Below are 26,118 nucleotides of genomic sequence, written 5' to 3'. Positions count from 1 at the left end.
ACACCGCGTACTTTTCACCTGTTACCTCGGGTTCTGGCCATGACCCTGGCCCTGGGCTGTGGCACCTGCGTGCCCGTCACGGCCGCGCCGCTGGATGAAGCACTCAAACCCCTGCCGCCCGTGCCGGTGCTGGACGCGGCCACCGTAGAACTGGGGCGTCAGCTGTTCAATGAAACCCAGCTGTCCGTCAACAACACCAAGTCGTGTGCCAGTTGCCATAACCTGGAAGCCGGTGGTGACGATAACCGGGCATTTTCTCTGGGGTTCGATGGCAAGCCGGTCCTGCTCAACACCCCGACGGTGTTCAACGCCAGCCTGAACTTCAAACAATTCTGGAACGCCAGGGTCGACACCCTGCAAGCGCAGGTTGAACAGGTGGTCGTCAGCCCGATGGAAATGGGCAACGACTGGCAGACCGTGGTCCAGACCCTTTCGGCACTGCCCACCTACCAGGCCGCGTTCCACCGGGTGTATCCCGACGGGGTCACGGCCGCCAACGTGCAGGACGCCCTGGCCACCTATGAGCGTACGTTGCTCACGCCCAATTCACGTTTCGACCAGTACCTGCAAGGCAATACCGACATCCTCACCCTCGATGAGAAATATGGTTACCAACGTTTCAAGGAATACGGCTGCATCGCCTGCCATCAGGGCGCCAATATCGGCGGCAACATGTACCAGAAATTCGGCGTGATGGGCGACTACTTCAAGGCCCGTGGCAACCCGACCGAAGCCGACCTGGGCCGTTACCTGCTGACCAAGGACGAAGAAGACCGCAATGTGTTCAAGGTGCCTAGCCTGCGCAACGTTGCCGTCACCGCGCCGTACTTTCACGATGGCTCGGCCAAGACCCTGGAGGAAGCCGTCGACATCATGTTCAAGTACCAGCTGGGGCGAGTTCCGTCGGCTGAGGACAAGACGCTGATCATCAAATTCCTCAAGACGCTGACCGGCGAATGGGCGGGCAAGCCCCTATGAAATCATCTCGCCTCGCCAGCCTGATCACACTCAGCGGTATCGCCATTGTACTGGCCTCGGTGCTGGTATTTCTGTACCTCAAGTCGATCGGCGACCAGTCCACCAGCTACACCGAGTCGCGCGACCTGATCCGCCAGATCAAGCAACTCAATTCCCAGTGGGACGTCGAGGTGCTCAAGGCCAGGATCGCCCTCACCCACAACTATGACCCGTTGGTGGCGCCGCTCAAGGACATGAGCGAACTGTGGGTTCAGCTGGAAAATCGCGAAGGACAACACCACCACGAACACCCCGCCGACTGGCAGGCCGCGCAGGATGCTTATCGCCAGTCGATTCAGGAAAAGGCGCGGTTAGTGGAGCAATTCAAATCGCACAATGCGGTACTGCGCAATTCGCTGGCGTTTTTGCCGACGGCCGAGGACGATATCCAGGCGCATCTCCTGCAACTGAAAGACGCCGACAAGCTGGAACAACAAAGCATCGCCACCGACACTTACGACTTGCTGCTCAGTGCCCTGGAATTTGCCCAGGTGACCAGCGACGACAAAGCCGCAGACATCCTCGTGGGGCTGAACAAACTGGCGGTGAACAAAGAAAACCTGCCCGCCGAATTCCAGGTGCCGGTGGAGATTCTCAGTAATCACATCGCGTTGATTTTGCGCGAGCAGCCCATCGTCAACGACCTGCTCGATCGCATCGCCGCCATCCCGCTTTCAGATCAACTGGATGCCCTGACCACCCAACTCAATCAGGACCAGGCCGCCGCCGACCTGATTGATCAGAAGTACCATCGCTACCTGCTGGTGTTTTCCACGCTGCTGGTGGTGCTGCTGTTGTACCTGGCCATTCGTTTGCTGCGCAGCTTTGCCGAGATCAACCGGGTCAACCGCGCCTTGCAGGGGGCCAATGAAAGCCTTGAACAGCGCGTCGAGGCGCGCACGCGGGAACTCAAGGATGCCCAGAGCGAACTGCTGGACAACGCCCGCCAGGCGGGCATGGCAGAAATCGCGACCAATGTGCTGCACAACGTCGGCAACGTGCTCAACAGCGTGAACATCTCCGCCGAACTGGTCGCGCGCAAGCTGCGCACCAGCAAGGCCCTGGGGCTGGGCAAGGCCATGCAACTGATCAACGAACACCCTGACGACCTGGGCACTTACCTGCGCGAGGACGAAAAAGGCAAATTGCTGCCCGGCTACCTCAACCAACTGGTGGAGGCCATTGCCCTCGAACAACAGGGGCTGACCGATGAGCTGGCGCAGTTGAGCAAAAGCGTGGACCACATCAAGGACATTGTCTCCACCCAGCAATCCTATGCCGGCGCCTCCAGCCTGCTGGAGCCTGTGCAGATCGGTGAATTGATGGACGACGCCTTGCGCATGAACGCCGGGGCGCTGAATCGTCACCATGTCACGGTGGTCAAGGAGTACGCCGAGGTGCCGCTGCTGATGGCGGACAAACACCGGCTGCTGCTGATCATGGTCAACCTGATCAGCAACGCCAAGTACGCCATGTCCAACCTGACGGACCGGCCACGGCAGATCACCTTGTCGATCACCACACTGGATGACAGCCTCTTGCAGATCAGCGTCAAGGACGAAGGCGAAGGCATCCCCGCCGAGAACATGACGCGGATCTTCACCCACGGCTTCACCACGCGCAAAGAGGGCCATGGTTTCGGCCTTCACAGCTGCGCCCTGGCAGCCATTGAAATGAACGGCCGCCTCACCGCCCAGAGCGACGGGCCAGGCACAGACACCCTGTTCACGTTGCAAATTCCACTTACCGATGCAGCAGGCCAAGCATGAACCGCGCCCCTAATCGCCGCATTCTGCTGATCGACGACACGCCGTCGATCCACGAAGACTTCCGCAAAATCCTCACGCCGCCCATGGAGCAGAACCAGGCACTGGACGATATGGAAGCCGCGCTATTCGGCGCCACCGACGTACCGCAAGGCCCGGTGTTCGAACTGGACTCGGCCTACGGCGGGCAGGAGGGGCTGAAGTTGCTTGAGGTCGCCATGGCCGAGCAACGGCCCTATGCCCTGGCCTTTGTCGACATGCGCATGCCCCAAGGCTGGGACGGCGCACAGACCATTGAAGAACTCTGGAAAGTTGACTCGGACCTGCAAGTGGTGGTGTGTACGGCGTACTCGGATTACTCCTGGGAGGAGCTGCTGTTTCGCCTGCACGCCCATGACCGGCTGCTGATCCTGAAAAAACCCTTCGACAATATTGAAGTCCAGCAAATGGCCAATACCCTGGCCGCGAAATGGGACATGGCGCGGCGCGCATCCTTGCAAACCAGCCAACTGGAACGCTTGGTTGAGCAACGGACCCAGGCACTGACCCAGGCAAGCCACGCACTGCAGCTGGAGATCGACGAGCGTAAACAGCTGGAAAGCCAGTTGGTGCAGTCGGAAAAACTCGCCTCACTGGGCCAACTGGCGGCCGGCGTGGCCCACGAAATCAATAACCCGGTGGGGTTTATTTCGTCCAACCTCGGCACGCTGGGCGGGTACTTTGACCAGCTGGAAGAGATGCTCGACGCCTATCGACAAGCCGAAACCGCCACCGGCAGTGAACAGCTCGAAGCGCTGCGCCGGCGCCTGGACCTGGACTTCCTCAAAGAGGACATCCCCACGTTGCTTCGCGAATCGAAGGAAGGCATTGGCCGCGTGGTGCAGATCGTCAAGGATTTGAAGGACTTTTCCCGGGTGGACAACGACCAGACCTGGCAATGGGTGAACCTGCAACAGGGCATCGACTCGACCTTGAACATTGTCGCCAGCGAACTCAAGTACAAGGCCGACGTGATCAAGCACTACGCGCCGCTGCCGGAAATCGAATGCCTGGGGTCGCAACTCAACCAAGTGGTGATGAACCTGGTCATCAATGCGGCGCAAGCCATGGGGCCGGAGCGCGGCACGATTACCATCAGCAACGGGGTGGACGGCGAGAACATTTGGTTGGAAGTGGCAGACAACGGCTGTGGGATTGCCCCGGACAGCGTGCAGAAGATCTTCGATCCCTTCTTCACCACCAAGCCGGTTGGCGAAGGGACCGGGTTGGGCTTGTCACTCTCCTACGGCATCGTCAAAAAACACCGTGGCACTATCACCGTCAGCAGCGAAATGGGCAAAGGCACCACCTTTAGAGTGGTGCTGCCCATTCGGCAAACGGCTTGAACGACCTCATGCCTCAGCTTTTTTCGGGCTCGACCCAAACGCCGCGAAACGCTTGTTGAACCCGGCAATCCGGCCTTCGGCCTGGGTCTTGCGTTGTTGGCCGGTGTAGATCGGGTGCGACGCGCTGGACACGTCCAACGGGATGTAAGGGTAAGTGTGGCCGTCGCTGTGTTTATGGGTGCGATCACTGTCGGCAGTGGAGCCGATCAGGAAGAACGCGTCGGCGGCGGTGTCGTGGAACAGCACGGTGCGGTAGTCGGGATGGATACCAGCTTTCATAAGGCCTCCGGGGCATTTGGGTGCATTCAATGTGTTATACAATAACATAAAATACCCACCCAAACGAGAACCGATTGCAATAAGAATAGACCGCGCACTTCTATACAGTTTCCTGGAAGTCCATTTCCGGCGGCTGTTGCGAGAAGCCACGGGTGAGAACCCCCAGGTAAACCAGGCCGATCGCCAACCACACCGCGCCCAGGTAAATCGCCAGGTGATCGAGGCTGACCATCAGCCACACATCCGCCACAAGGCCGATGGCCGGGAACAGCAGGAACAGGATCAACTCACGCACACCGCGGGTTTTCGCGCCGATCCAGTAGTGAAAAATCACCGACAGGTTCACCAGGCTGAACGCCAGGAATGCGCCAAAGTTGATGAACGAAGTGGACGTGGTTACATCCAGCTTCAACGCCAGCAATGCCACCACCGCACACAATAGAATGCTGTTGACCGGCGTGCCGAAGCGCGCATGCAAGGTGCCAAAGAACGACTTGGGCAACACGCCGTCGCGCCCCATGGCGTACAACAAGCGCGAGCCACTGGCCTGGGCCGACAGCCCCGAGGCGAACTGGCCGACGATCAGACCAATCAGGAAGATCGACACAAACACGTCACCGCCGATATTGCGCGCAATTTCATACGCGGCCGAATCCACATTGGCGAATTCAAACGACGGATGAGCGATCTGCACGAAGTAGGACACCGCCACAAAAATCAGCCCGCCGATCAGGGTAATCAGCATGATCGCCCGTGGGATAGTGCGGCGCGGGTCGCGGGTTTCTTCGGTGAGGGTACTGACCGCGTCAAAGCCCAGGAATGAATAGCAGGCAATGGCCGCGCCACTCATGATCAGCGGCAGTTGCATCTGGCCGTTGAAGAACGGCGTGAGGGTCCACAGCGGCTGGCTGGGGTTGCCGCCGATGTAGTGGATGCACAGCGCAACAAACGCGATCAACACCAAAAATTGCACCAGCATCAGCAAGGCGTTGATGCCGTTGGCGAGCTTGAGCCCGACAATATTGATCGCGCTGGTGATGCCGATAAACGCCAGAACCCAGACCCACTGCGGCACCGCAGGAAACGCCGAATTGAGGTAGGCCGCGCCGATCAGCCAGATGGCCATGGGTAAAAACAGATAGTCGAGCAACACCGCCCAACCGGCGATAAAACCCAGCTTGGGGCTGATCGCCTTGCGCACATAACTGTAGGCGGAACCGGCAACTGGAAATGCCTGGGCCATACGCCCGTAACTCATGGCGGTAAAGAACATCGCCACCAGGGCGGCCAGGTAGGCGGCGGGGACCATGCCGGCGGTGGATTGCGCGAGGATACCGAAGGTGCCGAGCACAATGATCGGCGTCATATAGGCAATGCCAAATAGCACCACCGACCCTAACGACAGGGTGCGTTGCAAACGAGCCATGAGCGATTCTCCGCTGATTTATTAGATTTATGGCAGAACTGAAGTGGGTAACGCAGTGGTCATTTTTGTTAGGTGCAAACAGCGTTTTTGGCGAGCGGGCTCGCCACAGCAACCTGACGCCTCAAAGCGATCAGGCTGTTGGAATCAACAACTCGCGCGTCCCATCGCTGCGCGTTATCACCTCACCCGGCAATTTCAAACGCTGGTCATCCAGGTAGCGGTAGTCCTTGCGAGCCGCCACCAGTTGGTCGAGATCCAGCTCGACGGTAAATTGCCCTTCCTCGCGCCCGGCCTCGAACAGCAAGGTGCCAAGCGGGTCGACCAACGCACTGCCACCGGCAAACAACAGGCCGCCATCGCCCTCTTCCACCCGGTTGACCATCAGCGCAAACGCCTGGTTTTCCTGGGCACGGGCCATGATCGCGGTGCGGTGCGTGGGGCCATACGGGTCCATGTTGCCGTTGGTGACGATCAGCAACTCGGCGCCCAACTGCGCCAGGGCGCGGGCGGTTTCCGGGAACTCGATGTCGTAGCAGATCAACAGGCCGACGCGCACACCGTTCCACAAGCAGGTGGCGTAGCGATCGCCCGGGGTGAACACGCCGCGATCCGAGGCCCACAAGTGGCTCTTGCGATAACGCAGGGCAATGCCGTCGGGCGTGATCAGCAAGGTGGTGTTGTAGAAGTGGCCGCCGTCGCGCTCAGCCATGCCGACGACCACGCTGATATTGCGTGCACGGGCAGCCTGGATAACGGCCTGCACGGTCGGGCCAGCCACCGGTTCAGCGATGTCGGCCACGGTCTCGGCCGACGGGAAGCCCATCAGGTGGGTTTCCGGGAAGACGATCAGTTGTGTATCGGCGGCGCAGGCAGCAATTGCCGCCAAGGCGCGCTCAAGGTTGTAAGCTGTGCCGTTATCACGGCCTGCCAACTGGGCAAATTCGACCTTCATGGGTATTCCTTGTTCTCACTCTGTGCCGCAGTATGCGCAGCCACACCCCGCCAGGGAATTACGCGGCAGGGGTAACCCGATAGGGGTAGATCAATGAGCATGTCGCTGCAAGACATCGCCTGGCACCGTTCGGTGGGGCAAATGATAGACGCCCTGGACCAGGCCAACTTCTGGACCCAACTGGTGCGGTTGCTCGACGCCTACGTGCCGTTCGACAGCTGGGTGGTGTTGCTCTTCAGCAGCGCGCATCGCCCGTTGGTGTTCGCCGAATGCCCGGGCGCCGATGGCACGCCGGACCGTCTGTTCCAGGATTACCTGAACGGCCTGTACCTGCTCGACCCCTTCTACATCGCCAGCCGCGAGCAGTCGCGCACCGGTCTGTTTCGCCTGGCTGAAGTGGCGCCGGAGCATTTCGAACTCACCGAGTATTACCAGCGTTACTTCCGCCTGAACGTGGTGGCCGATGAAATCCAGTTCAATTGCCAACTGCCGGACGGGCGTACCCTGTGCCTGTCCCTGGGTTCAAAGCAGCGTTTTGACCCGCAGCAAATCGCCTTGCTGTCGTTGATCCAACCCTGGGTATTGAGTCTGCTGCGCCAGCGCCTGCCCTTTGAACTCAACCAGGTCAGCGCACCGCAGCCGCCGGTGCAGAATGATGAGTGGGGCGCGCAACTGACCGCCCGTGAGCTGGATGTGGGCCGCTTGATGCTCAGCGGTTGCTCAAGCAAAGAAATCGCCCGTAAGCTGGAAATCTCTGTTGAAACCGTGAAAGTCCATAAGAAACACATGTACAGCAAGCTAGGGATCAAATCCCAGTCGGAGCTGTTCTCGATCTTTCTTCAGGCGCAAAACGCCTAGCCGATGAGTCCGAACCAAGGAAACCCGTATGAGCCTGTCGTTACTAAGCCGTTACGCCTTCTTTGCCGTGTGCGTCATTTTTACCCTCGCCAGCCTGCCCTTTATCGAACATGACTGGCTGTGGCCGATCACCGTGGTCACCGGCATTCTCAGCCTGATCGGGATTTTCGACCTGCTGCAAAGCCCCCATGCGGTGCGCCGCAACTACCCGATCCTGGGCAATATCCGTTACCTGGTAGAAGCCATCCGCCCGGAAATCCGCCAGTACCTGCTGGAGTCCGACAGCGACGCCCTGCCCTTCTCCCGGGCCCAGCGCTCGCTGGTTTACTCGCGCGCCAAGAACGAAACCGCCGACAAACCCTTCGGCACCTTGATCGACGTATACCAGTCGGGTTTCGAATTTATCGGCCACTCCATGCGCCCTGCGCCGCTGAGTGACCCGAGCGCTTTTCGCGTGATGGTCGGCGGCCCGCAATGCAAGCAGCCGTACTCGGCGTCGGTGTTCAACATCTCGGCCATGAGCTTCGGGTCCCTGAGCGCCAACGCTATTCGCGCGTTGAACCAGGGCGCCAAGCTCGGCAACTTCGCCCATGACACCGGCGAAGGCAGCATCAGCCCCTACCACCGCGAAAACGGCGGCGACCTGACCTGGGAACTGGGCAGCGGCTACTTCGGCTGCCGCACCAGCGACGGCCGCTTCGACCCGGAACGCTTCGCCGTACAAGCGCAAAACCCGCAAGTGCGCATGATCGAAATCAAGATGAGCCAAGGCGCCAAACCCGGCCATGGCGGGATCCTGCCCAAGCACAAAGTCACCCAGGAAATCGCCGACACCCGCGGCATTCTGATGGGCGAGGACTGCGTCTCGCCGTCGCGCCACAGTGCCTTTTCCACGCCGATTGAAATGATGCAGTTCATCGCCCAGTTGCGCGAACTGTCCGGCGGCAAGCCGGTGGGTTTCAAGTTCTGCCTGGGCCACCCGTGGGAGTTCATGGGGATTGCCAAGGCCATGCTGGAAACCGGCATTCTCCCGGACTTTATCGTGGTCGACGGCAAGGAAGGTGGCACCGGCGCCGCGCCCGTGGAGTTCACCGACCATATCGGCGTGCCGCTGCGTGAAGGCCTGCTGTTTGTGCACAACACCCTGGTCGGCCTGAATCTGCGCGACAAGATCAAACTCGGCGCCAGCGGCAAGATCGTCAGTGCGTTCGATATCGCCAGCGTCCTGGCCATCGGCGCCGACTGGGCCAACTCGGCACGCGGCTTCATGTTCGCCATCGGCTGTATCCAGTCACAAAGCTGCCACACCAACAAATGCCCGACCGGCGTCGCCACCCAGGACCCGTTGCGCCAGCGCGCCCTGGTAGTGCCGGACAAGGCCCAACGCGTGTTCAACTTCCACCGCAACACCCTCAAGGCCCTGGCGGAAATGCTCGCGGCGGCCGGCCTGGACCATCCGGCGCAGCTGTCGGCCAAGCATTTGGTGCGCCGCATGTCCGCGACTGAAATCAAACTGTTCTCGCAGCTGCATGTGTTCCTCAAGCCCGGTGAATTGCTCACGGGTGAAGTGAACGGCGAGTTCTATTCGCGCATGTGGCAGATGGCGCGGGCGGACAGTTTTGAGGCCAATGACGTCGCGGCTGCCTGATCGGCAAACAACCCTCTGTGCGCTGAACCGGACCACCGACGGCATCGTTGAAACAAGGAGATTCATCATGCCGTTATTGGACTTCGCCGCCATCGCCGCGCAACTGCCTGACAGCTGGAAATCCACGCGCCTCGGCCAGGTCGGCGCGGCGCGGATCAAAGTGCTGCGCATGGATGAACAGGCCTACGAAGAAGAAACCCACACTTACAACGAAGGGCTGCTGGTGGTCAGCGGCCAGTTGCGCCTGAGCATCGGCCATCACGAAATATGCGTGGGTGCCGGCCAGATGTACCTCGTGGAAGCCGGCACCGCGCATGCCGTACTTGCCGGTAGCCACGGCACCTTGGTGGTCATTGATGTCTAGAGACATTCAGTAATACCCAGCCTTTGCAATTGCTTACAAATACCGCCAACCTGCGCCCGCCCGACGTGCGGCGTGCGATAACCTGCTCGCGCGCCGGTCATTACTAAACTATTTGTTCAAGAGCCCGCTGCCATGCTGAACGGACGCGACCCGCGCATCGATTTTTTTCGGGGCCTGGCGTTGATCTTCATATTCTGGGATCACGTCCCCCACAATCCTCTCGGCCAGATTACCCTGCGCAATATCGGCTTCAGCGACGCTGCTGAAGTGTTCGTGTTTCTGGCCGGCTACGCCTCGGTGCTGGCCTACGGCAAGGTCCTGCAGCGCGAAGGTTACTGGATGGCCAGCCTGAAGATCCTGCGGCGCACGTGGGTGTTGTACGTGGTGCACATCTTCCTGCTCGCGATGTTGATGGGCATTGTGTTCTTCGCCAACAACCATGTAGAAACCCGCGACCTGGTCGAGGAGATGGGCCTGACCCACTTCGTGACGCACCCGCAGCAAGCGTTGGTGGATGAATTGCTGCTGCGCTTCAAGCCGAACCTGATGGACCCGTTGCCGCTGTATATCGTGTTGCTCGCCGGCCTGCCGCTGGTGCTGCCCTCGCTGCTGCGTCACACCTGGGCGGTGGTCGCGGTGTCGCTGGCGGTCTACCTGCTGGCGCCGCATCTGGGCTGGAACCTGGCAGCGATTGCCGACGGTGTGTGGTACTTCAACCCCGTGACCTGGCAGTTGCTGTTCGTGCTGGGCGGCGCGGCGGCCATTTACGCGCAACGCCCACGGCCACAGGACAACCGGCCGCTGCTGCGTCAGCCATTGTTTGTAGCGGCGGCGGCCTATGTGCTGGTCGCCGGCGTCATCACGATCGGCTGGCGCTGGCCCGACATACACGATGCGCTGATGCCGTCAGCCTTGAGCGACCTGCTGTATCCGATCAGCAAGACCGACCTGTCACCCGTGCGTCTGCTGCACTTCCTGGCCCTGGCCTACGTCACCGCCAAACTGTTGCCGGGGCGCGCCTGGACGCAAAACTGGCTGGCACAGCAGACCTGCCGGATGGGACGTTACTCGCTGGAAGTATTCTGCCTGGGCGTACTGTTGGCACCGTTGGCGGACATGATCAACGCCCTGGCTGGCGATGCCTTTGCCGTGCAGATTTTCACCGCGCTGATGGGGGCTGCATTGATGGCAGCGCTGGGGGCCTGGCTGGCGTTCAACAAACGCCTGAGCCAAGCGCCCCACGGGGCTACCGCCTGAAAAACAAAAAGCCCCGATCAAGGGGCTTTTTGTTAAGTGGCTTTTTGTTAAGTGGCTATTGATTGAGTGCTCAGCGGTCAGGCTTGGGCACGCACCCCGGCATTGCTCGGCTGCAACTTGAACACGTAGAACAGCACCGTCAGCAGCACCAGGAATACCGGGCCCACGTACAGCGCAACCCGCGTGTCCGGGAAGTACGCCATCAGCCCCACCACCAGCACCAGGAATGCCAGCGCCAGGTACGAACTGACCGGGTACAGCCACATGCGATATTTCAGCGCTTTCTGTTCGGCCGGGCTCAGGCTCTTACGGAATTTGAGCTGGGCCAGCAGGATCATCAGCCAGGTCCAGATCGCGCCGAAGGTAGCGATGGAGGTCACCCACACAAAGACTTTTTCCGGAACCATGTAGTTGAGCAGCACGCCCAGCAACAGCACGAAGATCGACAGCAGCAGCGCCTTGCGCGGCACGCCGTTGCTTGAGGTGGTGGCGAAGGTGGCCGGGGCCTGGCCGTTCTGCGCCAGGCTGTAGAGCATGCGCCCGGTGCTGAAAATGCCGCCGTTGCACGACGACAGCGCGGCGGTAATCACCACGAAGTTGATGATGCCGGCGGCGGTCTTGATGCCCAGGCGCTCGAAGGTCATCACGAACGGGCTGCCCTGGGTGCCGATTTCGTTCCATGGGTAGATCGACAGAATCACGAACAGCGCGCCCACATAGAACAGCAGGATGCGCCAGAACACCGAGCCGATGGCACTGGGGATGGTCTTCTGCGGGTTCTTCGCTTCACCGGCGGTGAGGCCGATCATTTCCACGCCCAGGTACGCGAACATCACCATCTGCAGCGACATCAACACGCCTTGCACGCCGTTGGGCATAAAGCCGCCGTGGGCCCACAGGTTGGAGATACCCAGCGCCACCCCGTCGTTGCCGAAGCCGAACGCGATGATGCCGACGCCACCGATGACCATGGCAATGATCGTGACGATCTTGATCAGCGCGAACCAGAATTCGAACTCACCGAAGGCCTTGACCGCAATCAGGTTGATGGTGCCCATGCTGATCAGCGCCGCCAGGGCCCAGATCCAGCGCGGGGTGTCGGGGAACCACACGCCCATGTACACGGCGACGGCGGTAATTTCCGCGACGCAGGTGACCAACCACAGGAACCAGTAATTCCAGCCGGTGAGGAAGCCCGCCAACGGGCCGAGGTAATCCTGGGCATAGCGGCTGAACGAACCGGCGACGGGGTTGTGCACCGCCATTTCGCCGAGCGCACGCATGATCACCAGAATGGCCAGGCCGCCGATGATGTAGGACAGCATGATCGCCGGGCCGGCCATTTCAATGGCCTTGGCCGAACCCAGGAACAGGCCGACACCGATACAGGCACCAAGGGCCATCAGGCGAATATGCCGTTCACCGAGTTCGCGTTTGAGCGGGCCGCCTTGAGCGGTCTCGCCATGGGGCAGTGGGTTGCCGACTGGCATAAGGGTACAACCTCATTTTGTTATTGGTTTGTCCGTCGAGTTTCCAGGGGCTGGCCGGTAAGCCTGCGCCCTGGTCGAAACCGGGCCGTCTCATGGACGGGCCCTTCTTGCCAGGCAAGATCAGCGGGGCATGCAGTATAAAAAGCTCGGACCAGGGTCTTTCACTATAAAAACCATCTAATTTAGGGGATGCGCCGGTCAACAGGGCATTTTACAGGAGCATATGACCTGCAACGGGCGACAAAACGTCGCGGCGCGCCTCCCTGGAAAATGCCTTTGTGCGGCGAGCGGGCCCGCCCTTCACACCAACGCGGCTGACCACAACGCGCGCGCGTGCCACCGACACACAAATCCCTCACACCCCGCCCCCAGCGACTAAGCTTCAGGCAAGTCCGATCAATCTGCGTTAAGGATCAATCGACTATGGGCGCACTGTGGCAAACCGAATCGAGCAAGGCTGCGAAACTACACGGCAGTTCGGACCCAGCGCCTTTACCCAAAAATAAACCCAGGCCGCGCTATGTACGGCGCCTGTTCGGGTTGATCGGGTTGATGGCGCTGATTGCCCTGGGGTTTGCCGCCGCCAAAGAGATGCGCACCTCGCGCCTGCAGGCCCAGCAACTCAGCCGCCTGGCCCACGACCTCACCTATCAACTGCAGCCCGGCCCCAGCACGGCCATGGTTTATCCGGGCGCGGGCCCATTCGACCGGCGCCTGGGTTACAGCGACCTCAACACCTTCCTGCCGCGCCTGCTCAAGCGCGGGTATGTGATCCAGTCCCAGGTGCAGTTTTCCCCCGCGCTGATGAATTACGCCGAGCACGGCCTGTTCGTGCCTTACCCGGAAAAAATCCAGGCCGGCCTGACCCTCACCGACTGCCGCGCCTTGCCCCTGTACCAGTTCGAGTACCCACAGCAGTTGTACTCAAGTTTTGCCGCGATCCCGCCGTTGGTGGTCAACAGCCTGTTGTTCATCGAGAACCGCGACCTGCTCGACCCGGCACAGCCGCAGGCCAACCCGGCGGTGGACTGGCCGCGCTTTGCCAAGGCGGCCTGGTCACAAGCCGCGCGGGTACTGCACCTGCCCGGCCAGAGTGCCGGCGGCAGTACGTTGGCGACCCAGCTGGAAAAATACCGGCACTCGCCCGACGGCCTGACCTTGTCCGGCAGCGAGAAGCTGCGCCAGATGTTTTCCGCCGGCGTGCGGGCTTATCAGGCCGGGCCGGACACGTTGGTCGCGCGCCAGAACATCGTGCGCGACTACCTCAACAGCGTGCCGCTGTCCGCCGTGCCCGGGCATGGTGAAGTGCATGGCCTGGCTGAGGGGTTGCGCGTGTGGTACGGCGCCGACTTCAAGCAGGTCAATCAGGCCCTGAGCGGCAGCGAAACGGATGCGCCCCACCTGGCGCAACGTGGCCTGGCCCTGCGTCAGGTGTTGTCGCTGATGATCGCCCAGCGCCGCCCTTCGCATTACCTGGCCAATGGTCGCGCGGAGCTTGCCCAACTCACCGACAGCCATTTGCGCTTGTTGGGGCAGAGCGCGGTAATCGACTCGGCACTGCTCAACGCGGCCCTCGCCTCGCACGTCACGTATCGTGACTGGCAGCAACAGCCGACGCTCCAACCCATCGATACCAACAAAGGCATCAGCGTGGCCCGCAGCCGCGTCGCCGCCCTGCTTAACCGGCCGCTGTACGACCTCGACCGCCTGGACCTTTCGGCCACCAGCACCTTGCAAGCCAAGTTGCAAACTCAAGCCACCGACTACCTCAAGCAGCTGGCCGACCCTGTCTTCGCGGGCAGCATGGGCCTGCTCGGCGAGCGCCTGCTCACGCCCGCCAGCACGCCGCAAGTGCGCTACAGCTTCACCCTGTTCGAATTGACGCCGGATGGCTCGCGGGTGCGCGTGCAAACCGACAATACCGACCAGCCCTTCGACATCAATGAAGGCAGCAAACTGGAACTGGGCTCCACCGCCAAATTGCGCGTGCTCACCACTTACCTGCAGATCATCAGCGAACTGCATGACCGCTATGGCACGCAAACGCCGGCCGCACTGAAAAAAGTCGACATCGCCGACCAGGACCGCATCAGCCGTTGGGCCGTCGACTACCTGATTCAGACGCCGGATAAATCCCTTGCCCACATGCTCGATGCCGCCCTCGACCGCACGTATTCGGCCAGCCCCAACGAAGGTTTTTTTACCGGCGGCGGCCTGCATCACTTCCACAACTTTCGCAATGAAGACAACGGCCGCAGCCCGTCGCTGCGTGACGCGCTGCGCGAGTCGATCAACCTGCCGTTCATTCGCCTGATGCGTGACCTTGAGCGTTACGTCACCTATGCCGGCGCCAATAACAGCGCGCAGTTGCTCAAGGATGACGACGACCCACGTCGCCAGGAGTACCTGGCCAAATTTGCTGACCGCGAAGGCACCACCTTCCTGCTCAAGTTCTGGAAGAAGTACCAGAAAAAAGACACCCAGGCGCGCCTGGAAACCTTTCTCGACGGCCTGCACCCCACGGCTATCCGCCTGGCCGCCGTCCACCGCTACCTGTTTCCCGAAGCCAACCAGGACACCTTCAACCGCTTTGTGCGCTCACACCTGGTGAGCGCCAAAACCAGCGAAAAACTCACCGACGAGCGTTTGCAGCGCCTCTACAAAGACTACGGCCCCGGCACCTATGATTTGCCCGACCAGGGCTACATCGCCAAGGTGCACCCGCTGGACCTGTGGTTACTCGGCTACCTGCTCAACCACGCCGACGCGTCCTTGGCCGAGGTGGTCAAGGCCAGCCAGTTCGAGCGCCAGGAGGTGTACAGCTGGCTGTTCAAGAGCCGCCATCAACGTGCGCGCGACAGCCGCATCCGCACCATGCTGGAGATCGAAGCCTTTCTGGATATTCATCAGCGTTGGCAGGCGGTGGGCTACCCCTTCGACCATCTGGTGCCCTCGCTCGCCACCGCGATTGGCAGCTCTGGCGATCGCCCCGCCGCGCTCGCTGAACTGATGGGCATCATCCTTAACGACGGCGTGCGCGGCAAAGTGCTGCGCATCGACAGCCTGCATTTTGCCGCCGACACCCCCTATGAAACCCGCGTGGTCAACAACCCTGAGCCAGGCAAACGGGTGATGCCGTCCGAGGTTGCCACCGCGTTGCGCGGGGCGTTGTCGCAAGTCGTGGATGCAGGCACGGCCAAGCGTGTGTCGGGCAGTTTCAAATTGGCCGACGGCACGCCGCTGGCCATGGGCGGCAAAACCGGCACCGGGGACAACCGCATCGAAGCAATCGGCGCCGGTGGGCGGGTGATCAGTTCCAAAGCGATCAACCGCACCGCGACCTTTGTGTTCTATATCGGTGATCGGCACTTCGGCACGCTGACGGCGTTTGTACCGGGCAGCTCAGCGCAAAACTTCAAATTCACCTCCGCGCTGCCGGTGCAGGTACTCAAGGGCATGGCGCCGATTTTGCTGCCGTACCTGCAGCCGGGCAGCCAAACCCTGTGTCGATAGGCCGCTTTCGCGCACAGGCTGTCGGTGTCATGGCACGCCCATCACCAGCACGCCAGTGCCGGTGACGGCACCTGGGGTTGGCAGCGATCCCGCTCGCCGCACCAGAGTAAACGTCACATCGTCGCCGCCCGTGCTGTTGGTGATGTTGGTTCGGAACGCGCCACCGACTTGAACCGCTGCGCCGTTGCGCAGCATTGCGGTGCCCACGTCCGGGTTGGTCATCACGAGCAGGCGCGGGTCGAACGACGACGGGGTGCCTTTGTAGGTGATGGTGATCGGGGTGGTAATCCCACCGTCCGGGCAGGAGTACGTGAGCCTGCGGTCGCTGCGGACGGTGGTGGTCAACGGATCGGTGCCGATTGCCCTTTGGTTCACCGTACCGAAGTTGATCTCGATTGGGTTGTTATTGTTGATCGTGCACGTTGACGGGGTGAGGCCGAAGTTATTCGCGGCAGAGTACGTCAGTATGAGCCGCGTATTCGTCAGGTTGTAATTATTGGTCTGGCGCAGATTTAACGTACCCAATACGTCCCCTACTCGAATGTCGATCGGGTTGCTCGGATCGTTGCGTAACAAAATATAGGGGGTTGCTTCGATGGGGTATCCAACCCCGTTGTTGGGCATGCTCGCCAGCCGGATATCAAACGGAACCGGGGTGTTATAGAAGCTCCCGTTAATGCGTAGGCCGGTACCCTGATGGGTGAATTTCGGGCCGGGTGCCCAAGGGGTTCCGGCTTGCACCGCGGTTCCCCAATAGTCGGTAAAGTGAGGGGAGCCTGGCTGTCCGAGAGAGAATCGACAGTGCAGCGACGCCCCCTCCAGGATCAGCCGGGTTCTGTCCGAACCCACGCGGACCGTAACGGGCACATGCAGGTTTATCGTTTGGCCGTGACCGACGTATTGCCACCCTCCGCCATTCACACGGCAATCAGCGGCGTGCGCGTTCGTCGTCATACCTACCAGGCCAAGAAGCATCACGGCTACATAGCATCGTTTCATTTATGGCACTCCCATCACGAGCACACCGCTGCCAGTGACGGCCCCCGTGGTCGGCAGCGACCCCGCTCGCCGCACCAGAGTAAACGTCACATCGTCGCCGCCCGTGCTGTTGGTGATGTTGGTTCGGAACGCGCCACCGACTTGAACCGCTGCGCCGTTGCGCAGCATTGCGGTGCCCACGTCCGGGTTGGTCATCACCAAAAGGCGCGTGTCGAACGCCGACGGGCTGCCTTTGTAGGTGATGGTGATCGGCGTAGTAATCCCGCCGTCCGGGCACGAGTACGCGAGCCTGCGGTCGCTGCGGATGGTGGTGGTCAACGGATCGGTGCCGATTGCCCTTTGGTGCACGGTGCCGAAGTTGATCTCGAGCGGGTTGTTATTGTTGATCGTGCACGTTGACGGGGTGAGGCCGAAGTTATTCGCGGCGGAGTACGTCAGTATTAGCCGCGTATTCGTCAGGTTGTAATTATTGGTTTGGTGGAGATTTAACGTACCCAATACGTCCCCTATTCGAATGTCGATCGGGTTGCTCGGATCGTTGCGTAACAAAATATAGGGGGTTGCTTCGATGGGGTATCCGACACCGTTGTTGGGCATGCTCGCTAGCCGGATACCAAACGGAACCGGGGTGTTATAGAAGCTCCCGTTAATGCGTAAGCCGGTGCCTTGATTGTTGAATTTTGGGCCGGGTACCCAAGGGTTTCCGGCTTGCACCGCGGTTCCCCAATAGTCGGTATATTGAGGAGCGCCTGGCTGACCGAGAGAGAATCGACATTGCAGCGACGCCCCCTCCAGGAGCAGCCGGGTTCTGTCCGAACCCACGCGGACCGTAACGGGCACATGCAGATTTATCGTTTGGCCGTGACCGACGGATTGCCACCCTCCGCCATTCACACGGCAATCAGCGGCGTGCGCGTTCGTCGTCATACCTATCAGGCCAAGAAGCACCACGGCTACATAGCATCGTTTCATTTATGGCACTCCCATCACGAGCACACCGCTGCCAGTGACGGCCCCCGTGGTCGGCAGCGACCCCGCTCGCCGAACCAGAGCAAACGTCACATCGTCGCCGCCGGTGCTGTTGTTAATATTGGTGCGGAACGAGCCACCGACTTGAACCGCCGCGCCCCCACGCACCAGTGCTGTGCCCACGTCCGGGTTGGTCATCACCAAAAGGCGTGTGTCGAACGCCGACGGGCTGCCTTTGTAGGTGATGGTGATCGGCGTAGTAATCCCGCCGTCCGGGCATGAGTACGCGAGCCTGCGATCGCTGCGGATGGTGGTGGTCAACGGATCGGTGCCGATCGCCCTTTGGTGCACGGTGCCGAAGTTGATCTCGAGCGGGTTGTTATTGTTGATGGTGCAGGTGGACGGGGACACAGTGAAATTGTTGTTGGCGATGTAAGTGACCAAGAGCTGTGTGGAGCCCGTCCCGCCATTATTCGTCTGGGTCATACGCAATAGCCCGAGATTGTCCCCAATTCGAACGTCGATCGGATTCCCTGGGCTGTTACGCATCAAAATATAAGGGGTTACATCAATCGGATACCCTATTGCGTTATCGGGCATGGTGGCTACCCGGATCCCAGTGGGAACCGGGGTGTTCATGTTCGTCCCATTGACTCGCAAGCCCGTGCCTTCCGAGACGAACTTGGGGCCCGGTGTCCAAGGCGTGCCCGCTAAATTGCCCGTTGCCCAGTAGTCCTCACTCACCGATGGAGTCCAAGGGCCTGGCGTGTAGCGACATTCAAGCCTCGCCCCTTCGAGGAAAACCCGGTTTTGGCTGGTATCCAATCGGACATTGACGGGAACTTGCAGGTTTAAATTTCCGCCCCCGACCGTTGTCCACCCTGCACCATTCACACGGCAATCAACTGCCCTTACGGCCGGTGTAATACCCATAAAAACGAGAAGCACAATGGCTGTATATAGTCGTTTCATTTTGATCTCTCGTTACTCTTCTGCGCAGGCGCCGCCCCCGGGACGTTCCCGTACATAAGGTGGCTGCGCAGAAGAGAGTTGAGGTTTGAAGGAGGCGTTTTTTCAGCCTCCGAATAACCGCTCATCTTCACGGGTAGTCGAGCGTAAACGTCGAGGTCACGGTGTACGCTCCAGGCCCGATGGTCTGGTCCCGGATGGCTTGAGGCTCGCCCTTCACGTAGGCCTTGAGCTCAATCACATTGTTGCCATCCACCAAGCGCTGCTCGTCACTCACGGCGTTGATGGGCAACGGCTTGTCGCTCAGGGTCTCGATGCCAACGCCGATGCCCGTGGCGCCACTGCCACCGTCCAGTGCGAACAACCCGGGCAGCGCCGCGCTTTCCGTGCCGCCAAACGAGATGGTCACCGTGTTGCCGATCGTGGTGTCACAGTCTTCCAGGTGCAGTTCGAACCTGCGCCCCTGTGAGCGCGTGTTGATGTAGAGGTGCTTGCTGGTCACGTCCCAGAGTTCCATTTTGATCGCCTCGTCCCCCGGACGAATCGTGCAGGCTTCTTCCACCAGGTTGCCCTTGAAACTCAGGTTGTCAGCGGCATACGCCTCGGGGAGCAGGCCGAACACCAGCAGTACGGCCAGCCCTGCACCGGGCCAGGCCCTGTGAACCATTTGATCTCGCATAGACTCGACTCCTACTCGTATTCGGCCAACAGCGTGGCCACCGCCGTAAACCGCGCGGGCGTCAGCACGGCACCCAGCCGTTGGACGGGCACGGCTTCCAAGACGGGCGGTGACGACAGGTTGATATCCAGTGGCGTGTTAAGCGCAAACGGCAGGTTGTTCTGGAACAGCCGAATGCCCAGCTCCGGCACGCTGGTCTGCACCGCCGAGCCGTCAAACGCCGTGGCGGTGCCGTTGACACTCAACTTCAACTCCCACGGCAGCGTGTCGGCGCCACAGGTGATGGTGTAGCCGACGCCCTTGCGGTACTTCACGCCATCGACGCGCTTGACCCCGACGTCGCCAAAGTCGACCTCAATGGTGTTGCCCGCATCAATCGTGCAGGGCGGCGGCTCGTTCAGCGTGCCGCTGAACGTGAGGTTGGCCGACGCACCGCTGCACAGGCCGATGGAACACAAGGCGAGCAATGCTCGCTGCTGCCAAAAGGTCATGGGGCGTTTCTCTTTATGGGTAAACGTCTTCATTGGTAATCGACCACAAGGGTGGCGGCCGCATCAAAGACGCCTCCTGTCAGGCGGCTGCCCGCACGTTTGACTGGCACCGCCTGCACGACCGGGAAGTTCGGGTGGGTAAAATTCACCGCCGTATTCAGCGGCCAGTCGGCCCCATTGATGAACAGCTTGACCCCAAGGTCCGCCTTGCGGGTCAAGAGCACGTCAGGATCAAACGCCGCCGCTGTGCCCTTGAGTTCCAGTTTCATCGCGTTGCTGAACGGCGAATCACAGACGACGGTGTAAGGCACCTCTCGACGGTAATTCACCCCATCCACCCGCGACGTCAGCAGGTCATTGCCGAACGGCACATCCAGCGTGCTGCCGCCGTTGATCACACACGGTGGCGGCGCGATGATCGTCGCGCGGATGGTCAGGTTGGTATCGGCCTGCACCACCTGGCCGGCGGCCCACAGCAGGCCGCCACCGATAAGCATGGCCCACGGGCCGGTTGGCTTAGCCATAGTTCTGCCCTCACTCATAGTTGAGCCTGAAATCCACCACGGCCTTGAATGCCCCGCTGCTCAACGGCGCAGACGTACGCGTGGGCTGGACATTCCAGGTCTGGGTGTCTTTGCCCAACGTCAAAAATAACGGTTGGCCCCTTGAGCCCAGCTGTACATCGCGCCCCAGGTCGTCGGTCAAGCGCAGGCCCATGCCGGTGATGCCTTGTACTTTGACCAGGCGTGGATCATCAGCATCGGCCGGCGCCATGAACGCGACCGACAGCACAGGCTGAAAAGCACTCCAGGTCAGGTTGCCCGTGCGTTCGTTGCGAATGCTGCCGGCGGTGCGGTTGCAATCGCTGAAACGCAGCTGAAACGCCACGGATGTGGCCTGGTCACCCGGCCGTTGCAACTGGCTGGTGGTGACGGCGCCCAACTCAACGGTTTGATGCAGTGATGTCATCTCCAGGCTGCAAGGGGTTTCATGCAGGGTCCCGAGCACGTTGAGCATGCCGTTCATGCCCTCCACATCCTCGCCGTCCTCGGCGGCGTATGCGCTTCCCATAAAGGCCAGTAGCAGGCCGCCCAAGACCTTCACGTTGTGCGAATTCATGGTTTTCTCCGGCAGCCAGCATTACTGGGTAGACGCTGACGCTTGCACATTCACCTGGCACGTTGAGCCTGTGCAGGTGAAGGGCATCAGCGGGCGTCCGCCGTAATCATTCACGTAGGCCAGGTAAGGCGTGTTGCCAAGTTCCCGGGCGGTTGGCCCCAGGGCCAGCGTGCCTTTGGGCGGAACCATCACCGGTACAAACCCGGCCACGGTTTTGCCGTCCTTGCTGCTGCGCGCATCCACCAGGGTCACGTAGTAAGGCGTCGGGTTGTTGACCTGGTAACGATCGCCGTCGCGGGTCAGCGTCAGCTTTTCCTGCCAGGGGGTGGACAGGTCTTGCTGGCTTGGCGTAATCGCCTGCGGGCGGTAGAACAATTTGATTCGGGTTTGCAGGGCAATCTGCAGGGTGTTGGACTTGTCACTGCGCGGCGGAATCTCCCGCAGGTTGAAGTAGTAGACCGTCTCTCGATCCTGCGGCAACGACTTGGCTGCCGGCAGCGCCTGGACTTTGACCTGGCTTTGCTTGCCCGGCTCCAGGCGTTGCACCGGCGGCAGTACGATCAGGGGCGAATTGATTTTTTTACCGTCTTCGTCTTCGATCCAACCCTGGGCCAGGTACGGCAACTGGGTGTTGTTATTGGTGATGTTGACGCTGGTTGCATCCTTGCCACCATCAAAAATCACTCGGGTGCGGTCCAGGCCGACAGCGGCGTTGACACTCTGGCTCAAGCCGAGCGCCAGCAACGCGAAGGTCGGTAAGGTAAGGCGTGTCGTGAGCATCATGAGGATGGGTTCTCCATAGGGGTGCGCTGGCCGGTCAGTGCTTCAGGCTCGGGCAGGGCTTGATCAGTGGCGGCTACCATTTGGCAGCGCAGTTTCAGGGCATGGGTCAGGCTATCTGGCGGTAACACCGTGGGCAGCGTGAAGATGCACCGCGCATCGCCGCCCCAACTGACACTCATCTGCCCGCCCGGCTGAATGCCGCTCAGGTAGACGCTGCCGCCGTCATTCACAATGCCGGTGTCTTGTTGTTTGAGGTTCTGCACCGTCGCGCCAAACGGCGGTGACGTGCCATCGGGCAGCCGCAGTTCAGCCATGGCTTTCTCGCCGGCAACCACGTCCAGCGCGCGATAACCGATGGCGCCTTCGGTGAGCGTCAGCTGCGTCATCGATTGCGTGGCTTCGACATTGCTCGGCAATTTCTCCAGATCAACGCTGGCTGCCGTGCGCTGGTAGCTGCTGATATCGGAGATCACCGCTTTGCCGAAGGCGTTGCTGCGCGTAGGTGTGCCATAACCGCGCACCGGCACATCGGCCACACCTGCGGTGTCGACCATCAGGCGGGTGCCGCCGGTGCTGCTGGTTCGGTGCAGTGCGCCACCGTAAGGCGTGAGCGTGCCACCGCCGCGAACCGTCGCACCGAGGGTCCGGCCATTCCCCTGTTGCGTACTGACGCTGACGTCGATGTCGGCCTGGTCACCGATATGGCTGAGGTAACCACTGGCGGATTTGTCACTTGCACTGAGCTGGTAGCTATTACGCTCATCAAAGCGATCGGCGTAGCGCGTTGAAAAGGTGTTTTCGCCTGCGGCCCTGTTAGCATCCATCGACAAGGTGCCGGTGCGCCCCAACGGTAAACTCACCGTCAGCGCCAAGCCGTTATCTTTGTAGCTGTATTCCTGAGTGCGGTAGGCATTCAGTGACAAGCTCATGTTCTTGACGCTGCCCACATTGAAGTAGCGGGACACTGTCAGGTTCCAACGCTGGGTGTCCGGCCGGTCCCAATACGTCTGTTTGTTGTAGCTTGCGTAGACAGTGGTGCCCATATCACGAAACTGTTTGTTCACCGTCACCGTGTACAGGGCTTTATTGCCGCCGATCGGCCGCCAGTCCTCGCTGTACTCACCGTTCTCGTTGAAGCGCCCACGCCCGCCGAGTTCGCCGCTCAAACCGTAATGCCGGGCATCCAGGTACTCAGCCATACTCAAGTAGTTCTTGTCGGAAAACCGGTAACCGGCAAAGGTCACCTGGCTGTCGTACTGTTCAAAGTTCTTGGAGTATTGAAGGCGATAGGATTTACCCGACAGTGACTCGTTCCACACATTGGCATGGGATTGGGTAACGTCCAGCGAGACAGCCCCGAACGCCAACAGGTCACGCCCCGCACCGACCGTGAGCGCGCGGTAGTTGTTGTCGGTCATGCCGCCGCCAAACAGCGACCAGCCGTTGCTGATGCCCCAGGAGAACTCGCCGGTGCCGAACGCGTTGCCTTCGGCGCCGTACTGCAGATTGGTCGGGCGCCCTGTCGCGACCTTGTAGCGAACCTGCCCGGGGCGCGTCAGGTAGGGAACGCCTGCCGTGTCCATCTGGAAGGTGTGCACCGAACCGTCTTGCTCTTCAACGCGCACGTCGATCTTGCCGGTCACGGCGTCGTTGAGGTCCTGGATGCGAAACGGGCCTGCCGCCACCAGGGTTTCATGCAGTACACGCCCCTGCTGGCTGATAACGACTTTTGCATTAGTCTTGGCCACCCCGACCACTTCCGGGGCATAACCACGCAAGTTGGGCGGCAGTTGGCTTTCATCCGAATTGAGCGCCACGCCGGTAAAGCGAAAGCTGTCAAACAGGTCGGAGTACAGGTAGTTTTCGCCCACCAGCAAGCGCGCTCTCAGCGCTGGAATGGCGCGATATGCGTAGTAGCGGCTCCACTCTATCTGGCGATCACCCGCCGGCCCTTCACGGCCTTTTTCCACACGCCCCTGCCAATCCGCACGCAGGCGCCAGGCCCCGGCATTGGCCCCGACGGTGCCATTGCCACTGAGGTTATTGCGGGTGCGCTCGTTCTTTTGGTAATTCGATTGCGCCGTCAGGTTGTAGTCCAGCAACAACCCCGGCACGCCTTCATCCCAACGCGAGGGCGGGTCCCAATTGATCGCGTTGTACTCAAGGTAGGCTTGGGGCAGGTTGATGTTCAGGGTGGACGTCGCCAGGTCACCACTGACTTCCATGCCCGGCAAACTTTGAATGTCCAGGCACTGCCCGCCCTTCCACCATTTAAGTGTGGCGGCACCGGACTCTTTCAGGCCCAACTGTTCCACCAGTTCCGCTGACAAACAGGCTTGACTGCCTTTCGGGTCGTCATCAGGGTGATAGAACGCTATTGAATGTTCAGCCATAGACTGGCTATTGATCTGTACCACCATCGAGTAAGTGCCGGGCAGGATAAAACCGCTGCGCGCAAACCGAGACAAATCAATATTAGAGCGATCGACAAGATCAAGAACATCGGTATTAAACTCGATATCAGCGGCGCCCATTGCTGTGCCTGCCAGTGACATCAACCCGCCAACGATACTCGGACGAAGTGTATTTTTGACCTTCAACGTATTTAACATTAAAGCAACCCGTGTTCAAAAGTATTCCAACTTGAACCGCACTGCGGCACCGTGGGCACCCGTCACCAATGGCAGTCCATTACCGACCAGGCGAAGCGTGTAATGAAGTGTCATGTCGCCATTGGCCAGGGGCATTAACGCCATCGGTACACCGGGAACGCTCTCCTGACCGGCCGCATCCTGAATGTGCAGGGCCACCCCCTGCGAACCGCCAAAGACCGCAAAGGACATCCCGCCTCGGTCGCGAGGCCCGTCAAACGTGACGCGCAGGTGTTCCCAATCAGGCAGGTTTACACCGGGGCGATTCGGGTCGGGGCGAGTCAGGGAGCAATTGACCAGGCGTAACTGGAACGGCTGCACAGCGCCGACGGCGTTGCGCAAAAGTCGGCCTATCGGTTCAGGAGGCATTTCGATGGTTTGATTGACGCTGGCCAGCTCCAACCCACAGGCGGAGTCAACTATCTCTCCACCCAGCGTGACGACCCCTTCGCCCTGCGACGCCGTGCGTGCAGCCACATCAGGGCTGAGGAGCATCATCAATGAAGAGGCAATAGCGACAGTTATGAGTGTCTTCACCTATTTATCTCCGGTCAGCGTCCCCCGCCACCCTTGGGTGGCGGGGGGAAACTTACTGATAAGCCAAGGTGAAGTTGGTGACCGCGCTGAAATCGCCAGGGATGATGTCGGCGGTAGCGGCGCCTTGCACATAGGCACCAAACTCCAGCGTGTTGTTGCCCGTGGTAATCGCTTGCGGCGTGGTAGGTGTGCCCAGCTCAATGACTTTGCCGCCATGGGTCATCATGATGCCGATGCCGCCAGCCCCACCGACGGTGCCGATCGCACCCGGCACAGCGTCGGATGGCGACGCGGTGAAGGAGGTGGTCACGGTTTTGTCGGTGAGGCCGGTCAGGTCGCAGCCTTCCAGCTCAATCTTCACACTGCGGGCTTCAGACTTGCCGCCAGCTTGCAGTTGATGCTTGGCGATCGCGCCAAGGCGGACGGTCTGGTCTACGGATTCAGGCTTGATAGAGCACGCACCCGAGTGGACCGACCCCAAGAAGGTAATGGTGCCATCCGACGCGTTAGCCACAGACATCGAACCCATCAACAGACCGACAGACAACAGCGCAGTTTTCATCTTAGTTTTCATTTGCAAACATCCAAATAAGAGTAATGACTCATCAAATAAATCCTGCCGCAGTCCTGCGTAGGAATTGCACAGCTTTCCAATAACTTGTATTGCAAATCAGTGTTCGCTCAAAGCCAGGCCAGTGTGCATTTCAAGTTTGAAAGAGTAAGCCGTCTGTTTCCCTGAATCGCGTAGCCTTGCAATACCAAGACACATCAGAAAATTATGGCCATTTGCCAAAACTTTAAAAACAGCTGTAAGACACGGACTACGTCAGGACTAATGAGAATGCTTTACAACTTAATAAGTCTGTAAGAAGTGGATTACATCAACTAACAGAAGCGCGCTGTGACGCGGGCATGGCAACTAACAGGTTTCACAATGAGGGCGCGACGAACAACCGTCTGTCGGGC

General features: G+C 60.2%; 23 protein-coding genes. 8 read left to right on the top strand and 15 right to left on the bottom strand.

Translation table 11 applies throughout. The features are described from left to right. Positions 1–39 precede the first annotated feature (39 nt). The 3 genes from A7D21_RS22980 to A7D21_RS22970 are packed head-to-tail and all read left to right on the top strand — an operon-like array spanning position 40 to position 4,168. The gene (locus A7D21_RS22980; protein ID WP_069552770.1) at positions 40–978 is read left to right on the top strand and encodes a cytochrome-c peroxidase; all 939 of its coding nucleotides are present in this window, start codon (positions 40–42) and stop codon (positions 976–978) included. Next, entirely contained in the window at positions 975–2,786 is a 1,812-nt protein-coding gene (locus tag A7D21_RS22975; RefSeq protein ID WP_069552769.1) for a DAHL domain-containing protein, read from the top strand. The genes A7D21_RS22980 and A7D21_RS22975 overlap by 4 nt, the downstream gene beginning before the upstream one ends. Beyond that, positions 2,783–4,168, top strand: a complete 1,386-nt coding sequence (locus A7D21_RS22970) for an ATP-binding protein (protein ID WP_069552768.1) — start codon at positions 2,783–2,785, stop codon at positions 4,166–4,168. The genes A7D21_RS22975 and A7D21_RS22970 overlap by 4 nt, the downstream gene beginning before the upstream one ends. Positions 4,169–4,174: 6 nt before the next feature. Here A7D21_RS22970 and A7D21_RS22965 read toward each other — a convergent pair whose 3' ends face one another. The 3 genes from A7D21_RS22965 to A7D21_RS22955 form a co-directional block, all read right to left on the bottom strand. After that, positions 4,175–4,447, bottom strand: a complete 273-nt coding sequence (locus tag A7D21_RS22965; protein ID WP_053254617.1) for a type B 50S ribosomal protein L31 — start codon at positions 4,445–4,447, stop codon at positions 4,175–4,177. Positions 4,448–4,547: 100 nt separating this feature from the next. Beyond that, positions 4,548–5,873 carry an APC family permease gene (locus A7D21_RS22960; RefSeq protein ID WP_053254616.1) on the bottom strand — a complete coding sequence of 442 codons (1,326 nt, stop codon included), beginning with the start codon at positions 5,871–5,873 and terminating at the stop codon, positions 4,548–4,550. A 130-nt stretch (positions 5,874–6,003) separates the two neighbouring features. Continuing rightward, on the bottom strand, positions 6,004–6,825 hold the full coding sequence (locus tag A7D21_RS22955) for a carbon-nitrogen hydrolase family protein (RefSeq protein WP_069552767.1): 822 nt from the start codon (positions 6,823–6,825) through the stop codon (positions 6,004–6,006). 93 nt (positions 6,826–6,918) lie between these two features. On the opposite strand from A7D21_RS22955, the gene A7D21_RS22950 reads away from it, so the two are divergent. The 4 genes from A7D21_RS22950 to A7D21_RS22935 all read left to right on the top strand — a co-directional run bounded on the left by A7D21_RS22950 (position 6,919) and on the right by A7D21_RS22935 (position 10,952). After that, the gene (locus A7D21_RS22950; protein WP_053254614.1) at positions 6,919–7,683 is read left to right on the top strand and encodes a LuxR C-terminal-related transcriptional regulator; all 765 of its coding nucleotides are present in this window, start codon (positions 6,919–6,921) and stop codon (positions 7,681–7,683) included. A 28-nt stretch (positions 7,684–7,711) separates the two neighbouring features. Then, positions 7,712–9,331 carry an FMN-binding glutamate synthase family protein gene (locus tag A7D21_RS22945; RefSeq protein WP_053254613.1) on the top strand — a complete coding sequence of 540 codons (1,620 nt, stop codon included), beginning with the start codon at positions 7,712–7,714 and terminating at the stop codon, positions 9,329–9,331. Between the two features lie 67 nt (positions 9,332–9,398). Beyond that, positions 9,399–9,695, top strand: coding sequence for a cupin domain-containing protein (locus tag A7D21_RS22940; protein WP_053254612.1), 297 nt, complete (start codon positions 9,399–9,401; stop codon positions 9,693–9,695). A gap of 132 nt (positions 9,696–9,827) precedes the next feature. Further along, on the top strand, positions 9,828–10,952 hold the full coding sequence (locus A7D21_RS22935; protein ID WP_053254611.1) for an OpgC family protein: 1,125 nt from the start codon (positions 9,828–9,830) through the stop codon (positions 10,950–10,952). A 77-nt stretch (positions 10,953–11,029) separates the two neighbouring features. Here the strand turns inward: A7D21_RS22935 and A7D21_RS22930 are convergent, their stop codons facing one another. After that, positions 11,030–12,442: an amino acid permease gene (locus A7D21_RS22930; RefSeq protein WP_053254610.1), complete on the bottom strand. Its 1,413-nt coding sequence runs from the start codon at positions 12,440–12,442 to the stop codon at positions 11,030–11,032. Between the two features lie 423 nt (positions 12,443–12,865). On the opposite strand from A7D21_RS22930, the gene A7D21_RS22925 reads away from it, so the two are divergent. Further along, the gene (locus A7D21_RS22925) at positions 12,866–15,955 is read left to right on the top strand and encodes a biosynthetic peptidoglycan transglycosylase (protein WP_069552766.1); all 3,090 of its coding nucleotides are present in this window, start codon (positions 12,866–12,868) and stop codon (positions 15,953–15,955) included. Between the two features lie 27 nt (positions 15,956–15,982). On the opposite strand, the gene A7D21_RS22920 is transcribed toward A7D21_RS22925, so the two are convergent. The 11 genes from A7D21_RS22920 to A7D21_RS22870 form a co-directional block, all read right to left on the bottom strand. Next, positions 15,983–16,954: a fimbrial protein gene (locus A7D21_RS22920; RefSeq protein WP_069552765.1), complete on the bottom strand. Its 972-nt coding sequence runs from the start codon at positions 16,952–16,954 to the stop codon at positions 15,983–15,985. Then, positions 16,955–17,926, bottom strand: coding sequence for a fimbrial protein (locus tag A7D21_RS22915; RefSeq protein ID WP_053254607.1), 972 nt, complete (start codon positions 17,924–17,926; stop codon positions 16,955–16,957). Next, a complete protein-coding gene (locus A7D21_RS34630) occupies positions 17,927–18,895 on the bottom strand; it encodes a fimbrial protein (RefSeq protein ID WP_078827801.1) in 969 nt (322 codons plus the stop codon). Between the two features lie 127 nt (positions 18,896–19,022). Continuing rightward, complete coding sequence (locus A7D21_RS22905) at positions 19,023–19,571, bottom strand: fimbrial protein (protein ID WP_053254605.1); 549 nt, start codon at positions 19,569–19,571, stop codon at positions 19,023–19,025. A gap of 11 nt (positions 19,572–19,582) precedes the next feature. After that, the gene (locus tag A7D21_RS22900) at positions 19,583–20,062 is read right to left on the bottom strand and encodes a fimbrial protein (protein ID WP_053254604.1); all 480 of its coding nucleotides are present in this window, start codon (positions 20,060–20,062) and stop codon (positions 19,583–19,585) included. 29 nt (positions 20,063–20,091) lie between these two features. After that, the gene (locus tag A7D21_RS22895; RefSeq protein ID WP_053254603.1) at positions 20,092–20,586 is read right to left on the bottom strand and encodes a fimbrial protein; all 495 of its coding nucleotides are present in this window, start codon (positions 20,584–20,586) and stop codon (positions 20,092–20,094) included. Positions 20,587–20,596: 10 nt separating this feature from the next. Then, entirely contained in the window at positions 20,597–21,181 is a 585-nt protein-coding gene (locus A7D21_RS22890; RefSeq protein ID WP_053254602.1) for a fimbrial protein, read from the bottom strand. A gap of 21 nt (positions 21,182–21,202) precedes the next feature. Continuing rightward, positions 21,203–21,964, bottom strand: coding sequence for a fimbria/pilus periplasmic chaperone (locus A7D21_RS22885; protein ID WP_053254601.1), 762 nt, complete (start codon positions 21,962–21,964; stop codon positions 21,203–21,205). After that, entirely contained in the window at positions 21,961–24,576 is a 2,616-nt protein-coding gene (locus tag A7D21_RS22880; RefSeq protein WP_155512277.1) for an outer membrane usher protein, read from the bottom strand. The genes A7D21_RS22885 and A7D21_RS22880 overlap by 4 nt, the downstream gene beginning before the upstream one ends. Before the next feature lie 15 nt (positions 24,577–24,591). Then, positions 24,592–25,152 (bottom strand): fimbrial protein, encoded by a 561-nt coding sequence (locus A7D21_RS22875; protein WP_053254599.1) that lies wholly within the window; start codon positions 25,150–25,152, stop codon positions 24,592–24,594. Positions 25,153–25,204: 52 nt separating this feature from the next. Next, positions 25,205–25,726, bottom strand: coding sequence for a fimbrial protein (locus A7D21_RS22870; protein WP_169875923.1), 522 nt, complete (start codon positions 25,724–25,726; stop codon positions 25,205–25,207). Positions 25,727–26,118: the final 392 nt, after the last annotated feature.

Origin of the sequence: Pseudomonas sp. AP19, from assembly GCF_001728855.1 — a bacterium.
Lineage (GTDB): Bacteria > Pseudomonadota > Gammaproteobacteria > Pseudomonadales > Pseudomonadaceae > Aquipseudomonas > Aquipseudomonas fluorescens.
The sequence above is the reverse complement of the archived record's forward strand: the minus strand, read 5'-3'. Positions and strand labels throughout refer to the sequence as shown.

Bases quoted from the DNA above. Each gene is read 5' to 3' on its own strand.
- A7D21_RS22980 (WP_069552770.1), top strand. From the start codon at position 40: ATGACCCTGGCCCTGGGCTGTGGCACCTGCGTGCCCGTCACGGCCGCG.
- A7D21_RS22975 (WP_069552769.1), top strand. From the start codon at position 975: ATGAAATCATCTCGCCTCGCCAGCCTGATCACACTCAGCGGTATCGCC.
- A7D21_RS22970 (WP_069552768.1), top strand. From the start codon at position 2,783: ATGAACCGCGCCCCTAATCGCCGCATTCTGCTGATCGACGACACGCCG.
- A7D21_RS22965 (WP_053254617.1), bottom strand. From the start codon at position 4,447: ATGAAAGCTGGTATCCATCCCGACTACCGCACCGTGCTGTTCCACGAC.
- A7D21_RS22960 (WP_053254616.1), bottom strand. From the start codon at position 5,873: ATGGCTCGTTTGCAACGCACCCTGTCGTTAGGGTCGGTGGTGCTATTT.
- A7D21_RS22955 (WP_069552767.1), bottom strand. From the start codon at position 6,825: ATGAAGGTCGAATTTGCCCAGTTGGCAGGCCGTGATAACGGCACAGCT.
- A7D21_RS22950 (WP_053254614.1), top strand. From the start codon at position 6,919: ATGAGCATGTCGCTGCAAGACATCGCCTGGCACCGTTCGGTGGGGCAA.
- A7D21_RS22945 (WP_053254613.1), top strand. From the start codon at position 7,712: ATGAGCCTGTCGTTACTAAGCCGTTACGCCTTCTTTGCCGTGTGCGTC.
- A7D21_RS22940 (WP_053254612.1), top strand. From the start codon at position 9,399: ATGCCGTTATTGGACTTCGCCGCCATCGCCGCGCAACTGCCTGACAGC.
- A7D21_RS22935 (WP_053254611.1), top strand. From the start codon at position 9,828: ATGCTGAACGGACGCGACCCGCGCATCGATTTTTTTCGGGGCCTGGCG.
- A7D21_RS22930 (WP_053254610.1), bottom strand. From the start codon at position 12,442: ATGCCAGTCGGCAACCCACTGCCCCATGGCGAGACCGCTCAAGGCGGC.
- A7D21_RS22925 (WP_069552766.1), top strand. From the start codon at position 12,866: ATGGGCGCACTGTGGCAAACCGAATCGAGCAAGGCTGCGAAACTACAC.
- A7D21_RS22920 (WP_069552765.1), bottom strand. From the start codon at position 16,954: ATGAAACGATGCTATGTAGCCGTGATGCTTCTTGGCCTGGTAGGTATG.
- A7D21_RS22915 (WP_053254607.1), bottom strand. From the start codon at position 17,926: ATGAAACGATGCTATGTAGCCGTGGTGCTTCTTGGCCTGATAGGTATG.
- A7D21_RS34630 (WP_078827801.1), bottom strand. From the start codon at position 18,895: ATGAAACGACTATATACAGCCATTGTGCTTCTCGTTTTTATGGGTATT.
- A7D21_RS22905 (WP_053254605.1), bottom strand. From the start codon at position 19,571: ATGCGAGATCAAATGGTTCACAGGGCCTGGCCCGGTGCAGGGCTGGCC.
- A7D21_RS22900 (WP_053254604.1), bottom strand. From the start codon at position 20,062: ATGACCTTTTGGCAGCAGCGAGCATTGCTCGCCTTGTGTTCCATCGGC.
- A7D21_RS22895 (WP_053254603.1), bottom strand. From the start codon at position 20,586: ATGGCTAAGCCAACCGGCCCGTGGGCCATGCTTATCGGTGGCGGCCTG.
- A7D21_RS22890 (WP_053254602.1), bottom strand. From the start codon at position 21,181: ATGAATTCGCACAACGTGAAGGTCTTGGGCGGCCTGCTACTGGCCTTT.
- A7D21_RS22885 (WP_053254601.1), bottom strand. From the start codon at position 21,964: ATGATGCTCACGACACGCCTTACCTTACCGACCTTCGCGTTGCTGGCG.
- A7D21_RS22880 (WP_155512277.1), bottom strand. From the start codon at position 24,576: ATGTTAAATACGTTGAAGGTCAAAAATACACTTCGTCCGAGTATCGTT.
- A7D21_RS22870 (WP_169875923.1), bottom strand. From the start codon at position 25,726: ATGAAAACTAAGATGAAAACTGCGCTGTTGTCTGTCGGTCTGTTGATG.